Source organism: Inhella crocodyli (assembly GCF_004004565.1).
Lineage (GTDB): Bacteria > Pseudomonadota > Gammaproteobacteria > Burkholderiales > Burkholderiaceae_C > Inhella > Inhella crocodyli.
The window spans coordinates 551,374-565,160 of the sequence record NZ_SACM01000001.1 but is presented as its reverse complement, the minus strand read 5'-3'; the positions used below and the strand labels follow the sequence as shown (position 1 = coordinate 565,160).

Sequence of the window (13,787 nt, the reverse complement as noted above, 5' to 3'; positions counted from 1 at the left end):
CTCATTGCGGCGGGATGCCTTCCGGCGCCGGGGCGGCTGTGGCTTCACCAGCCGGCGGGGTCAAGCCCGGCAGCGGGATCGGTTGACCGTTCAGCAGGGCCTCGCCCTTGTCGAAGGCGAAGACGGCCTTGAGGTTGTCGCCCTCCCGCTTCAAGAAGCCCTTCTCGACGCCCTGGGCCACCATGCCGTCCAAGGCCTGGTGCGGTTGGCCGGCCAGCTTGGCCACGGCCTGCAAGAAGCCCATCGAGGTTTCCACCATGGCGTTGACCTTGACCTTGCCGACCCAGGCCAAGGGGTTGTCGCCCTTGAGGTCGTCGCCGGTCATGCCCTTGGCGCCCACGGCGTAGCTCAACAAGGCCTTGTGGCCCTCCAGCTTGACGCTGAGTTCATCGAGGCTGAACTCGGGGTCGCTGGGCAGCAGGGCGATCATGTCGGCCTGCATGGCCTCCATCTGGCGCTTTACGGCCATGGCCGGCGGCTCGCCCGGCTTGTCGCAACCCAGCTTGGGCTGCATCACGGTGCTGATGAGCTTGGCGTAGGCGCTGGCCTTCAAGTTTTTCATCGAGGCCTTCATCGTGAAGTCCTCGAGCTTGTGCCCCGCGACTTCGGCGTTGCCGGTCAGCGACGACTGCACGCTGTAGAGGTCGTTGGCGATGGCGCCGGTCGACGACACCTTCAAGTTCGTCAGCAAGAAGGCGGGCTTGTCGCCGCTCTGGGGCAGGCGCATCTCGAAGCGGTCGATCACGCCTTCGGCTTGCGTGCCCATGGCGTACCAATGCGGGGCCATGCCCTTGGCCGAGCCCTTCATGCCCGCCAGCACCATGGTGGTGCCCTTGCCGTCTTGGACTTCGTAGCCCTGCACGTCGTAGGTCAGCGCCGTGTCGCCACTGGTCGCCGACTTGAGCGTCAAGCTCAGGGGCTTGAGGGTCACTTGCAGGCCCTGCTGGGCGTTCTTGGCCGTGAAGCCGGCGGAGCTGACGTCGGTGCGCGAGTCGCCGCCGTAGCCGGCCAGGGTCACCATCTTGAGCGGCATCTCGTCGGTGCCGATCGCTTCCTTCATGCGGGCGCGGGCTTCGGAGTCGAGCACCAGCGAGGTGGTGATCCGGGCGGCACCGAAGCTGCTGAAGCCGGGGAAGGGCCCGTGCTGGATGTCTTGCTGGACGATCAGGCGCGGCGCGGGCTTGCCGTCTTGGGCGCAGCCGATGTCGATGGAGATGGTGCGCTTGGCCCCCAGGAAGGACTTGCGGTACTCGCTGTTGACGACCTTGAAGAAGCCGCCTTCCAGGGGCTCGCCCAGCGGCCCTTGGGTTTCCAGCTTGGCTTGAACGCGCTGGCCGGTGACCACGGTGCCCGCGGCCCAGCCGACGACGACCACTGCCACTGCAGCGCCGACTTTGGTGAGGGTGTTCATGTGTTTCCTGGGGGGGAAGTCAAAAAAAGCGCCGGCCCATGGCCGGCCGTGCCATTGTGAGGGCAAGCCCCCACCGCCCCGGCTAGGGTCGGCCCCGAAACCCGGTCCTCCGAACGGAGGAGAGCCTGTCGTTCACCCCGTCAAGTGCTGCCGCCAGGCCAGGGCGCTGCGGCTGGGCAGCGGGGACGCCGACAAAGCCTCCACCATGGCCTGGTTACGTGGCGTGGGGCGCCCCACGGTTCGGCCCAAACGGACCACGGCACCGCACAAGGCGTCGATTTCGGGCGGGCGCCCCTGGGCCAGGTCGTCGGCCATGCTGCTGCGCGCTTCGTCGTCGATGCGCAACATCCGCGCGGCCAGCACGCGGAAGACGGGCGTTGGCGCGCGCAGGAGCGCCGGCAGCAGCCGCGGGGGCAAGGGCGTGAGGCGCGCCACGGGCTGCCCCGCGGCCTGCAGCACCTGCAGGGCTTCTTCCATCAGGGCCGCGGTGCAGGCGCGCCAGTCGCGGTCGAGCAACTGGGCGCGCAAGGGGCGGCCCGACAGCGCGTTGACCGGGTTGTTCAGGTTCAGCAGCAACTTGGCCCACTGCACGGCAAGCATGTCGGGGCGCAATTGCAAAGGCAGGCCCGCGGCCCCAAACACCGGGACCCAAGGGCGCAGGGCCGGGGCGTCGGCCGCCATCAGGGTGCCACTGGTGCCCTGGTGAAGGCGCTGGGCTTCGGGTTGCGCGACGTTGAACGGCACCATGCCCGGCAGCACCTGCAGTCCGGGCGCGGCCTGCTGGGCTTGGGCGGCGTTGTCCACCCCGTTTTGCAGCGACAGCACCACGCCGCCCTGGGGCAACCGGGCCTGCAACTGCGCGGCGGCGCTGGCCGTCGCCGCGCTCTTCACGCACAGCAGCACCAGCGCGGGCGCCGGGTCGGCCGGTGGCAACTCGGTGTGCCAGTTCAGGCGCGGCACCGACCAGCGGCCCCCGTCCAGGTCGCTCAGGCGCAGCCCCTGGGCCACGCGCTCGCCGAACGACGCCCGGCCGATGAACCGCACGTCCACCCCGGCGGCAGCCAGGCGACCGCCCACGTAGGTGCCGATCAGGCCCGCGCCCATGACCCAGACCGGGCCGGGCGCGTGCATCGGGATGCTCACGCGGTTTGGGCGGGCGGGCCAGACCGCGTGGGGCCCACGCGCGACTCGATTTCGGCCAACAGGGCCTTGCCCCAGCCCAGCATGAACAGGGCCTCGGCCACCACGAACATCGGGCCCACCAGCAGGCCGACCAGGTCGTCCACAAAGGCCGGCTTGCGGCCCTCGTACTTGTGGCCGACGAACTGGATGATCCAGCCGAGCACGAAGGCCCCCAGGCCCCAGGCCAGCCAGGCGCCGGTGCTGCCGGCGGCCAAGGGCAGGGCCAGGAGCATCAGCGCGCCGTTGACGACGCTGGTGGCCAGGCCCAGCACGAAGGCTCCCCGGCTCAGGTACCAGAGGGTGGCCAAGGCCCAAACGAGGTGGATCGGCGTCAGCGTCCAGCCCCCCAACTCGAAGGCCGGCCGGGCCAGCAGCACGCTGACGGCGAACACGATCATCGGGATGCCCACGAAGTGGGTGGCGATGTTGCGCGTGTCGCGGTGGTAGGCGGCGTACATGCTCATCAGGTCGACGGCGGGGCGAAACAGGCTGCTCATGGGGAGGCTCCTTGGCGGGGTTGGCGCGAATGCTAGGCGCCGGCCGGCGCCTTGTCTGTCAGGGCTTTGACACCCCCGGCTGCCGGCGCAGCGCGCGCACGGCGAACCGAGCCGGGTCGAGGGCGTCGACCAGGCCGCGTTCGACGGGCACGGGCAGGCCCAGCGCCAGCGCGGCGGCCAACTCGCCCGCCAGCGCGCTGGACGTGATGCCGCGCGAGCCGAAGGCGCCGCACACGACGAGGCCGGGGCGCCGGGCCCAAGCGCTGGCCTGGGTGGCGCGCACGGGCGAGGGCGCCGACGGGTCGACGAGCCCGCCGACCAGGGGCAGTCGGTCGGGGGCCAGCAAACGCCAGGCCACGCGCCCCTGCTGGGGAAGCAGGTCCGCTGGGGCACCGCACAGGCGTTGCCAGGCGCGCGCGTTGGCGGCGTGGTCGGCCGGTCGCAGGGCCGGCTCGGGGTCGTGGTCGTGCGCCGTGGCGCCCACGACCAAGCGCCCGTCCGGCAGTGGCAGCACGTAGGACCCGGCCGCCACCGGTCCTTGCGGACGTGCCGCCCGCGCGGCGGTGTCGGCATCCAACCAGCTGACTTGGCCCCGTTGGGGCGTCAGCAGCTGGGCCAGGCCAGGGTCCCAAGGCGCCAGCAAGCGGGGCAGGGCGGCGCCGGCGGCCAGCACCAGCAGGTCGGCCTGCACCAGCGTGCGTCCCGCTTGGAGCACCGCCCAGCCGTGGTCGGTGGGCAGGCATTGGTCGATCGGGGTGTTGAGGCGCAGGTCCACCGATTGCAGCCACTGCTGCACCAAGTCGGCCGGCGCCAGCGCGCCCCCGCCGGGGTAGTGCCAGGCCGGGCTGGCCAGGGGCAAGCCGCTGCGCGTGCTGGCCGCGTCGGGTGCGAGTGCCTCGACGTAGTCCGCCGGCAGGGCCAGGGCCGTCAGCTGGGCCACCAGGTCCTCGGGTCGCGACTCCGGGACCAGCCTCAGCAAGCCGTCCAGGCGCCAGGGGAGCGGCGTGCTCGACAGCAACTGGCGCAGGTGCAGGGCGGCGGCCCGGTTCCAACGGGCGTGGGGGCCGTCGTCGGGATGCAAAGTCCCGTGGAACAAGCCACCCGGGTTGCCGCTGGCGCCGTGGGCCACGGTCGGACCGGCCTCCAGCACGGTGACGGCCAGGCCCTCGCGTTGCAGCGCCTGGGCACAGGCGGCGCCGGCCAGGCCAGCGCCAACCACCAGCGCCGTGCGGGCGGTTGGGGCCAGCGCGATGCGGCCGGGGGGTGGGCTGGGGCGGTGGCGTGGCCGGTGCGCCCAAGTTGCCGGGCCGTCGGGCACGAAGCCGTGGGCCTGGGCGGCCACGCGATGGACTTCGGCGCCGGCGCAGCGGGCGCCGGGGGCGGCCATGCGGGCCAGCGCGGTCCAGGCGCGCTCGGGCAGCGGGGCCTCGGCGTCCAGCACGATCCCATCCACCTCGGCCCACCAATCCGGCAGGGTGTCGGCCAGGTCGCCCCAGGCCAGGGTGAGGTGGGCGCCGCCCCCTGCCAGGCGCGCGCGGTGCCAGCCGGGCGTCAGCACCGGCCAGGCTTGGGCCAGGGCGTGGTACTCGCCGAATTCGCGCTGCAGGTCATGGCGGGCCACCGGGGCATCGTCCACGGCCAACAGGTCCAAGCGCGCCGGGGCCGCGGGGTCGGCCCGCCAGGTGTCCCACGCACAGGCCAGCGCATGCCCCAGTTCGCACCCCACGAGGAGCAGGGTGTAGCGGCGGCGTCCGGCCCAGGCGCGGGGGAGGTCGAGGCCGTCCAGCACCTGGGTGCGCGCCCGGGTCCATGCGGCTTCCCCGGACGCCATCGCGCGCTGCCGGGTTCGCGAATAGGGACGCTGGGGGTCGCGCCAATCGAGGTCGGCCGTGGGCAACTGGGGCTTGCGCATGGCGGCATGATGGCGCATGCCCACGCGTCATCGTCCTCTGGCCGGCTTTCGCATCGTCAGCCTGGCCCTGAACATCCCCGGCCCCGTGGCCCTGGCCACCTGCCGCCGCTGGGGGGCCCGCTGCGACAAGTTCGAACCCCCCGTTGGCGACCCCGTGCGGCACTGGGCAGCCGGTGTGTACGCCGAGTTGCACCGCGGCGTGCGCGTGCGCACGGTGGACTTGAAGTCGGCGGCCGGTGCCGCCGCCCTGCACCGGGTGCTGGACGAGGCCGACCTCCTGCTGACGGCCTTCCGCCCCCAGGCCCTGGCGCGCCTGGGCTTGAGTTGGCGCGCGTTGCGGGTCCGTCACCCGGCGCTGTCGATGGTGGCCATCCAAGGCGCCGCCGCGCCTGCGCGGGCCAACGAAGCGGGGCACGACCTGACCTACCAGGCCGAGCACGGCCTGGTGGCGCCGGGCGGGCTGCCGCGCACCTTGGTGGCCGACATGGCCGGGGCCGAGGCCGTGCAGCAAGCGGTGTTGCTGGCGGCGCTGGACAAGGCCCAGGGGCAGGTGCCTCAACGGCGGGTGGTGGGCCTGTCCGAGGCCGCCGAGCGCATGGCCGCCCCGCAGCGTTGGGGCCTGACCCGCCCGGGTGGGTTGTTGGGCGGAGGGCATGCCGGCTACCAAGTCCTTCGGGCGCAAGACGGCTGGGTGGCGCTGGCCGCGCTAGAGCCGCACTTCGGTCAGCGCGTGGCGGCCTTGGTGGGCTTGGCTGCGCCCACGAATTGGGGCGCCGCCGACACGCACGCGGCCGTGGCCGCGTGGGTGGCCGGGCACAGCACCGCGGCCTTGTCAGCCTTGGCGGCGCGTCATGATTTGCCCTTGGTGGTTTGTCCTCTGGGCGAGGGAGACCCCGCGGCCTAGCATCGCCGCATGAACGACGTCGCTGCCCCTTCTTCCGCCTCCCGGCTGTCGGTGCGACTGCGCCCCTTGGGGTGGGCCGATCCCTTTCGGTGGTTGGTTTTGGGCCTGAAGGATTTCGCCCGCGCCCCGTTCATCGGCTTGTTCTTCGGCACCTGCTTCATGGTCATGGGCTGGGCCCTGCTGAAGGTTTACGAAGCGGCCCCTGCCTACCTGTTGGCGCTGGCCGCGGGCTTCCTGCTGATGGGGCCCGTGCTGTTCCTGGGCCTGTACCGGGTCAGTCAGGTGCTGGGACAGGGCGGCGAGCCCGATTTCGGCGACGCGCTCTTGGCGTTCGAAAGCCGCATCGGCCCACTGGCCCTGTTCGGCATGGTGCTGCTGGTGCTCGAGATGGTTTGGGGGCGCGCCTCGTTGGTGGTGTTCGCGGTCAGCTTCGACGGCATGCCGGACTTCAAGGGCTCGATCACCGCCTTGCTGAACCCCGAGAACCTGAACTTCATCGTGGCCTACCTGGCCGTGGGCGGCGTGTTCGCTGGCCTGATCTACGCGGTCAGCGTCGTCTCCATCCCGATGCTGCTGGACCAACCCGTGGACGCCATCACGGCGGCCTTGACCAGCCTGCGCTTGGTGCTGACGCAGCCCGGTGTGATGCTGTGCTGGGGTGCTTGCATCGCCGGCCTGGTCGGTTTGGCGATGCTGCCTTGGTTTGCCGGTTTGCCCTTGGTCGCGCCGGTCATCGGTCACGCCAGTTGGCACGCCTACCGGGCCGCGGTCGAGGTGGAACTCACCAGCGATCAGCCCGCGTAACGGGCCAGGTCGTCCGACCTCAGGCGCGTGACGCCGGGTGCGGGCGCTTGCAACGCGCCCCAGAGGGCCTGAGCCACTTGCCGGGCCGAGATGGGACGCCAGCGCAAGGGCAGGGCCCAGGCCAAGGCGGGGCTCAGCCGCTGCGCCCAGGCCTCGCCGGGCCGGTGGGCTTGGCCGAGCGTGGCGCGATCGCCGATCAGCAGCGAAGGTTGGGCAATGACCAGGTGCTCGAAGCCCAAGGCCTCGATGGCGGCCTCGGCCTCGCCCTTGACGCGGTTGTAGAACACGGCCGAGCCGGGATCGGCCCCCAAGGCCGACACCAGGCCGAAGCGCCGGGCCCCCGCCTGTCGCGCGGCCCGCGCCACCTGCAGCACCGCGTCAAAGTCCACCGCCCTAAACGCCGCCTTCGATCCGGCGCGAGCCAAGGTGGTGCCCAAGGCGCACAGGGCCACGTCCATGGGCGGCAGGGCGTCGGGCAAGGGCCAGGCCAGCGCCTGGGCGCCCCGCAGGCCAAGCAGCGCGGGGCTGGCCTGGCGCAAGGGCATCCACAGCGTGCCCTCGGGCGGCAAGGCCGCACTGATGCAGCGGGCCAGGTGCCCGCCCACCAGCCCCGAGGCCCCGGCCAGCAGCACGGCGGAGGGTGGGGCCGAGGCGTAACGGGGCATGCTCAGCCTTTGGGGCCGCCGTTGCGGCGCGGACCGCCCAACAGCGCAGCAGGACGGCCGCCACCCGAGCCTTGGCCGGCCGGGCGCGCCGCGCGCTGGCCGTCGGCGCCATGGCTGGAGCGACGGGCATCGCCCCCGCCATGGCCTTGGCCGCTGCCGTGCCCGGTGCGTGCCGGCTTGGGCGACGCCCCGCGGGGGGCCGGCGGGCGGCCATCGCGACGGGGAGCTTGGCCGTCCCGAGGCGGGCGGTGTCCACCGCCACCGCCGCCGTTGCCGCGGCCGTTGCCGCGCACGCCGATGGTCTGGCGACCGATCTGAATCGGCTCGGCCTTCTCATGGCTGGGCACTTCGAAACCGGGCAAGGTGTCGCGGGGCAGGGCGCGCTTGATCAGACGCTCGATGTCCTTCAGGAACAGCTCTTCGTCGGGGCAAACCAAGCTGATGGCCTCGCCCTCGCAGCCGGCGCGGCCGGTGCGGCCGATGCGGTGCACGTAGTCTTCCGGCACGTTGGGCAACTCGAAATTGACGACGTGGGGCAGCTCGTCGATGTCGATGCCGCGGGCCGCGATGTCGGTGGCCACCAGGACTTGCAAGGTGCCGGCCTTGAACTCGCTCAGCGCCTTGGTGCGGGCCCCTTGGCTCTTGTTGCCATGGATGGCCATGGCCGTGATGTTTTGCTTGGTCAGGAACTCGGCCAGGCGGTTGGCCCCGTGCTTCATGCGCGTGAACACCAGCACCTGGTGCCAGTTGTTCTTGCTGATGAGCTCGGCCAGCAGGTCCTTCTTGCGCTCTCGGCCGGTCCAGTACACGCGCTGGGCGACGGTGTCGGCGGTGGCGTTGCGGCGGGCCACCTCGATCAGTTGCGGGCTCTTCAGCAAGCGGTCGGCCAAGGCCTTGATGTCGTCGCTGAAGGTGGCGCTGAACAGCAGGCTTTGCTTGCTGCTGGGCAGCAGGGCCAAGACCTTCTTGATGTCGTGGATGAAGCCCATGTCCAGCATGCGGTCGGCTTCGTCCAGCACCAGGATCTCGACCTTGCTCAGGTCCAGGTGGCCTTGTTGCTGGATGTCGAGCAAGCGGCCCGGGGTGGCCACCAGGATGTCCACGCCGCGGCGCAGGGCGTTGATTTGGGGCTGCATGCCCACGCCGCCGAACATGACCGTGCTGGTCAGCGGCAGGTGGCGTCCATAGGCGCGAACGTTCTCTTCGACCTGGGCGGCCAGTTCGCGGGTGGGCGTCATGACCAGGGCGCGCACGTGGCGCTTGGCACCGCTGGCCGGGGCCTTGGCCATCAGGCGATGCAGCATGGGCAGCGTGAAGCCGGCGGTCTTGCCGGTGCCGGTTTGGGCGCCGGCCAGCAGGTCACCGCCGCTCAAGACCATCGGGATGGCCTGTTGTTGGATGGGGGTCGGGGTCTCGTAGCCCTGTTCGCGCACGGCGCGCAGGATCGGCTCGGCCAGGCCGAGATCAGCAAAGTTCATGGGGATGGGAGAGAGCCCGTGGTGTTCGGGCCTGGCGCCGATCACCGGTCGTTGGAGACACGGTGCCGTCACGGCGGCGCATGGGGATGAAGAACTGCAGATTGCCGGCAAGGCCCAGACGGCTGGAGGCCAATGCACGGGGCGTAGTGTAGGGGCAGGTTTTCATGGGGGAGGGGCCCCGAGCCGGGCGGCTAGAGTCGGCGGGTATTGAGCGAGTTCAGGATCCGATGGCGAGCGAGTGGCAACGCTGGGTGGGTGATGTGAGGCGGTTGTGGTCGGCACGGGATGCCGACAGTGCCGAGCTGCGCGCCCGCCATGTGAGGGCGGTGCTGGCCACCACGCCCTGGACCATGGCGGCGAGTGTGTTCAACGTCGCCCTGTGCGCTTGGGTGCTGCAGCCGCACGTGCCGGGCATCGTGCTCACCCCTTGGGCGGCGGCCTTGGTGGCCATGGCGCTGTCGGGCCTGTTCGGGTGGTGGCGGCTGAGTCGGCGTGATTTGCAGGCCGTGCGGCCGACCCTGGTGCGCCGGGCCACCTTCCATGCCACCTTGTTCGGCGCCTTGTGGGGCTTGATGCCACTGTTCTGGTTCCCCCACAGCCCGGCGGGCCTGCAACTGCTGATCGCGGTGCTGGTGACGGGCCTCACGTGCGCAGGTGCACTGGCCTTGGCCATGTTGCCGCCGGCCGCCTTGGGCTACGCCGGCGCCATGATGCTGTCGGCCATCGTGGCCTTGGGCATGGACGATGGCGCCTACAACGGCGTCATCCAAGCCCTGATGGTGCTGTACTGCATCAGCCTGGTCCTCATCGTGTTGGCGGTGTCGCGCCTGTTCACGCAGCGCTTGCGCTCCGAGCGGGACGCCTCGCGGCAGTCCGAGGTGGTGGGCTTGCTCTTGCGCGATTTCGAAGAATCCACCGCCGATGTGCTGTGGGAAATCGACAGCCAGGGTCGTTTTGTGCAGCCTTCGGAGCGCCTGGCGGGCCTGTTCGAGCGGCCCGTCAAACGCTTGGGCCAACTGCAGTTCCTGGCGGTTCTGACCGCCATGCAGCAAGAGGGCTCGGGCGGTGTGGCGCGGCTGAAGTCGGCACTCGATGCCGGCGATCCGTTCAGGGATCAGGTGGTGCGCGTGGCCACCGCCCACGGACCGCGCTGGTGGTCCATCACGGCCAAGCCGCTGCTGGACGACCAGGGCAAGTCTCGGGGGTGGCGGGGCGTGCTGAGCGACGTGACGAGCGAGCGTCAGTCGAACCAGCACCTGGCCTTCTTGGCGCACTACGACTCGCTCACGGGCTTGGCCAACCGGGTCAGTGTGCGCAACCGCCTGTCCCAGGCCGTGGACGGCAAGCGGCAGGCGGGCCGCAACAGCGCGCTCTTGTGCTTGGATTTGGACAACTTCAAGGCCATCAACGACTCCCACGGCCACAGCGTGGGCGACGACGTGTTGCAGGAAGTGGGCCGGCGCCTGCGCAAGCACATGCGCAAGGCCGACCTGTGCGGTCGCTTGGGCGGTGACGAGTTCGCGGTCGTGCTGGACGACGTGCGCGATCCGCAAGAGGTCTTGGCCCTGGCCGATCGCCTGGTGGTCAGCATGCGGGCGCCCTGCAACGCACAAGGTTTGACCTTGAACACGGGCGTCAGCATCGGGGTGGCGTTCTTGCCAGAGCATGCGCAGACGGTCGACGAGGCCCTGGTGGCGGCCGACTTGGCGCTGTACGAAGCCAAGGCGGGCGGCCGGGGGCGGGTGGCGGTGTTCTCGCCGGAGTTGGGTGCCAGTCAACGGCGTCGTTTGACGCTGGAACGCGAGTTGCGCGAGGCCCTGCTGCGGGACCAGTTCCAGGTGCTGTACCAACCTCAGGTGGACATCGCCAGCTGGCGGATCGTGGGCGCCGAGGCCTTGATCCGCTGGAATCACCCGAAGTTGGGCATGGTGTCGCCGGTGGAGTTCATCCCGCTGGCCGAAGAATCGGGCCTGATCAACAACATCGGCGCCTGGGTGCTGGCGCGGGCCTGCAGCGACATCCAAGGTCCCTTGGCCGGCTTGCACGTGGCGGTGAACTGCTCGGCCGTGCAACTTCAACGCCCAGGCTTCGTGAACGAGTTGGAGCAGCTCATGCGGGCGCACCAGGTGCCGCCCGACACCCTGGAGATCGAGGTCACCGAATCCTTGCTGATGGAGAACCTTTCCACGGCCTTGGAGAACTTGCATGCCATCAAGGCCCTCGGCCTGCGCGTGGCCCTGGACGACTTTGGCACGGGCTACTCGTCGTTGGCCTACCTGCGGCGCTTCCCCTTCGACAAGCTGAAGATCGATCGAGCCTTCATCCGCGAGCTGATCACAACCAGCGACGCCCGCGCCATCGTTCGCACCATCCTGAACTTGGCCAAGATCCTGGGCATGGACACGGTGGCCGAAGGCGTGGAAGAGCCGGCCCAGCTGGAAGTCTTGGCCCGCAACGGCTGCGCCAGCATCCAAGGCTTCTTGGTGGCGCGACCCATGCCCGCCGAAGACTTGGCCACGATGGTTCGCGACTGGGTGCCTTTCCGCACGCCCTTGTCGTCCGACGAGTTGCCCGAATCGGTGGCCGCGCCGCTGACCGACGCGCGCTATTGAGGCGGCTGCCGCGCAGGCCGTTGTGCCGCGCGGACGTCCATGAAAAAGGGGCCCCGAGGGGCCCCTTGGTATGGGTCGCTGACCCGGCTCAGTTCACCTTCACCGCCGTCCAGGCCGAAGCCACCGCGTTGTACTGCGTGGAGCCCGCGCCGTAGAGGTCGGTGGCGGCCTTGAGCGTGGCCGTGCGGGCCCCGGCGTAGTTGGTGCTGGAGGTCATGTAGACCGTCAGTGCGCGGTACCAAATCTTGCCGGCGGCATCGCGGCCGATGCCGCTCACGCTGCCCGTGCCGGTGGCCGTCTTGGTGTCGGCGGCGGCGCAGGTCTTGCTGGCGCCGAAGCCGTTGCCCCCCGTGCCTTCGGCCAACAGGTAGAAGAAGTGGTTGGCCACGCCGGAGTTGTAGTGCACATCGAGCGAGCCCAGGCCGCTGTACCAGCAGTCGGCGCTCGCGCCGTCCTTGCTGGGTTGCGACATGTAGCGCAGGGCCTTGCCACCTCCCGCCGGGCGCGCCGCGATAATGCACGGTTTGCGCCGTGGCATCTCGCCCTGCGCCCACTGGCAACTCCTCCCCCCATGGCTCAATACGTATTCACGATGAACCGGGTCACCAAGACGGTGCCCCCCAAGCGTCAGATCCTGAAGGGCGTCTCGCTGTCTTTCTTTCCCGGCGCCAAGATTGGCGTGTTGGGCTTGAACGGCTCGGGCAAGTCCACCGTGCTCAAGATCATGGCGGGCATCGACAAGGAGTTCGAGGGCGAGGCCTACCCGATGCCGGGCATCAAGATCGGCTACCTGCCCCAAGAGCCCGAGCTGAACCCCGACCAGACCGTTCGCGAGGCCGTGGAAGAGGGCGTGGGCGGCGTGCTGGCCGCCAAGAAGCGACTCGACGAGGTGTACGCCGCCTACGCCGACGAAAACGCCGACTTCGACGCCCTGGCGGCGGAGCAGGCCGAGTTGGAGGCCGTCATCGCCGCCAGCGGTGGCGACAACACCGACCTGCAGTTGGAATTGGCCGCCGACGCCCTGCGCCTGCCGCCCTGGGACGCGGTGATCGGCAAGCTGTCGGGTGGCGAGAAGCGCCGCGTGGCGCTGTGCCGCCTGCTGCTCAGCAAGCCCGACATGCTCTTGCTCGACGAACCCACCAACCACTTGGACGCCGAATCGGTTGAGTGGCTGGAGCAGTTCCTGCAGCGCTTCCCCGGCACCGTGGTGGCCGTGACCCACGACCGCTACTTCTTGGACAACGCCGCCGAGTGGATCTTGGAACTCGACCGTGGCCACGGCATCCCTTACAAGGGCAACTACACCGACTGGTTGGACCAGAAGGAAGCGCGACTCGAGCAAGAGCAGCGCAGCGAAGACGCCCGCATGAAGGCGATGAAGGAAGAACTCAAGTGGGTTCGCTCCAACGCCAAGGGGCGTCAGGCCAAGAGCAAGGCCCGTTTGGCGCGCTTCGAAGAGCTGAGCGACGTCGACTACCAGCGCCGCAACGAAACCAATGAAATCTTCATCCCGGTGGCCGAACGCCTGGGCAACGAAGTCATCGAATTCAAGAACGTCACCAAGAGCTTCGGCGATCGGGTGCTGATCGACAACTTCAGCTTCAAGGTGCCGCCCGGCGCCATCGTCGGCATCATCGGCCCCAACGGCGCCGGCAAGTCCACGCTGTTCCGCATGATCCAAGGCACCGAGAAGCCCGACAGTGGCGAGGTGCTGATCGGCAAAACGGCCAAGCTGGCTTTCGTCGACCAGAGCCGCGCCAGCCTGGCGGCCGAGAAGACCGTTTGGGAAGACGTGTCGGGCGGCCTCGACAACATCGTTGTGGGCAAGTTCGTCATGCCCAGCCGGGCGTACCTGGGCCGATTCAACTTCAAGGGCAACGACCAGCAAAAGCTCGTCGGGCAGCTCTCTGGCGGGGAGCGCGGCCGTTTGCACTTGGCCAAGACCCTGGCCGAGGGCGGCAACGTGCTGATGCTGGACGAGCCGTCCAACGACTTGGACGTCGAAACCTTGCGCGCGCTGGAAGAAGCGCTGCTGGAGTTCGGCGGCAGCGCCATGGTCATCAGCCACGACCGCTGGTTCCTGGACCGCATCTGCACGCACATCATGGCCTGCGAGGGCGAGAGCCAGTGGACCTTCTTCGACGGCAACTACAGCGAGTACGAAGCCGACAAGAAGAAGCGCTTGGGCGAAGAAGGCGCGCGCCCGAAGCGCGTTCGCTACAAGCCCATCGTGTGACGTCGGTGGCGGGGCCTTGCAACGCTTCTTTACGTGGCACGCAAGGCCCTGAAACCCGCCGAGCCGACAGTGGCAGCATTCCAACC

Annotated in this window: 11 protein-coding genes; 4 read left to right on the top strand and 7 right to left on the bottom strand. The window is 69.7% G+C overall.

Going from position 1 to position 13,787, the window contains the following annotated elements:
- Window position 1 precedes the first annotated feature (1 nt).
- From EOD73_RS02625 to mnmC1, 4 genes are all read right to left on the bottom strand, one after another.
- Window positions 2–1,411 carry a YdgA family protein gene (locus tag EOD73_RS02625; protein ID WP_127680597.1) on the bottom strand — a complete coding sequence of 470 codons (1,410 nt, stop codon included), beginning with the start codon at window positions 1,409–1,411 and terminating at the stop codon, window positions 2–4.
- Between the two features lie 132 nt (window positions 1,412–1,543).
- Window positions 1,544–2,554 (bottom strand): 2-dehydropantoate 2-reductase, encoded by a 1,011-nt coding sequence (locus EOD73_RS02620; protein WP_240660565.1) that lies wholly within the window; start codon window positions 2,552–2,554, stop codon window positions 1,544–1,546.
- On the bottom strand, window positions 2,551–3,090 hold the full coding sequence (locus EOD73_RS02615; RefSeq protein WP_127680595.1) for an Mpo1 family 2-hydroxy fatty acid dioxygenase: 540 nt from the start codon (window positions 3,088–3,090) through the stop codon (window positions 2,551–2,553). The genes EOD73_RS02620 and EOD73_RS02615 overlap by 4 nt, the downstream gene beginning before the upstream one ends.
- Before the next feature lie 58 nt (window positions 3,091–3,148).
- Complete coding sequence (gene mnmC1 / locus EOD73_RS02610) at window positions 3,149–5,002, bottom strand: FAD-dependent 5-carboxymethylaminomethyl-2-thiouridine(34) oxidoreductase MnmC1 (RefSeq protein WP_127680593.1); 1,854 nt, start codon at window positions 5,000–5,002, stop codon at window positions 3,149–3,151.
- 16 nt (window positions 5,003–5,018) lie between these two features.
- Here mnmC1 and EOD73_RS02605 point away from each other — a divergent pair, with 16 nt between their 5' ends.
- Together EOD73_RS02605 and EOD73_RS02600 are read left to right on the top strand one after the other, a co-directional pair.
- Window positions 5,019–5,906, top strand: a complete 888-nt coding sequence (locus tag EOD73_RS02605; protein WP_127680591.1) for a CoA transferase — start codon at window positions 5,019–5,021, stop codon at window positions 5,904–5,906.
- Window positions 5,907–5,915: 9 nt separating this feature from the next.
- Window positions 5,916–6,710, top strand: a complete 795-nt coding sequence (locus EOD73_RS02600) for a DUF2189 domain-containing protein (RefSeq protein ID WP_127680589.1) — start codon at window positions 5,916–5,918, stop codon at window positions 6,708–6,710.
- On the opposite strand, the gene EOD73_RS02595 is transcribed toward EOD73_RS02600, so the two are convergent.
- Window positions 6,698–7,375, bottom strand: a complete 678-nt coding sequence (locus EOD73_RS02595) for a Rossmann-fold NAD(P)-binding domain-containing protein (protein WP_240660564.1) — start codon at window positions 7,373–7,375, stop codon at window positions 6,698–6,700. The genes EOD73_RS02600 and EOD73_RS02595 overlap by 13 nt on opposite strands.
- A 2-nt stretch (window positions 7,376–7,377) precedes the next feature.
- The gene (locus EOD73_RS02590) at window positions 7,378–8,853 is read right to left on the bottom strand and encodes a DEAD/DEAH box helicase (protein WP_127680585.1); all 1,476 of its coding nucleotides are present in this window, start codon (window positions 8,851–8,853) and stop codon (window positions 7,378–7,380) included.
- A 227-nt stretch (window positions 8,854–9,080) separates the two neighbouring features.
- On the opposite strand from EOD73_RS02590, the gene EOD73_RS02585 reads away from it, so the two are divergent.
- Window positions 9,081–11,465, top strand: coding sequence for a putative bifunctional diguanylate cyclase/phosphodiesterase (locus tag EOD73_RS02585; RefSeq protein ID WP_164845925.1), 2,385 nt, complete (start codon window positions 9,081–9,083; stop codon window positions 11,463–11,465).
- A gap of 88 nt (window positions 11,466–11,553) precedes the next feature.
- Here the strand turns inward: EOD73_RS02585 and EOD73_RS02580 are convergent, their stop codons facing one another.
- Window positions 11,554–12,003 carry a M4 family metallopeptidase gene (locus tag EOD73_RS02580; protein ID WP_127680581.1) on the bottom strand — a complete coding sequence of 150 codons (450 nt, stop codon included), beginning with the start codon at window positions 12,001–12,003 and terminating at the stop codon, window positions 11,554–11,556.
- A gap of 33 nt (window positions 12,004–12,036) precedes the next feature.
- Between EOD73_RS02580 and ettA the strand changes: the two genes are divergently transcribed.
- The gene (gene ettA, locus EOD73_RS02575) at window positions 12,037–13,701 is read left to right on the top strand and encodes an energy-dependent translational throttle protein EttA (RefSeq protein WP_127680579.1); all 1,665 of its coding nucleotides are present in this window, start codon (window positions 12,037–12,039) and stop codon (window positions 13,699–13,701) included.
- Window positions 13,702–13,787 lie beyond the last annotated feature (86 nt).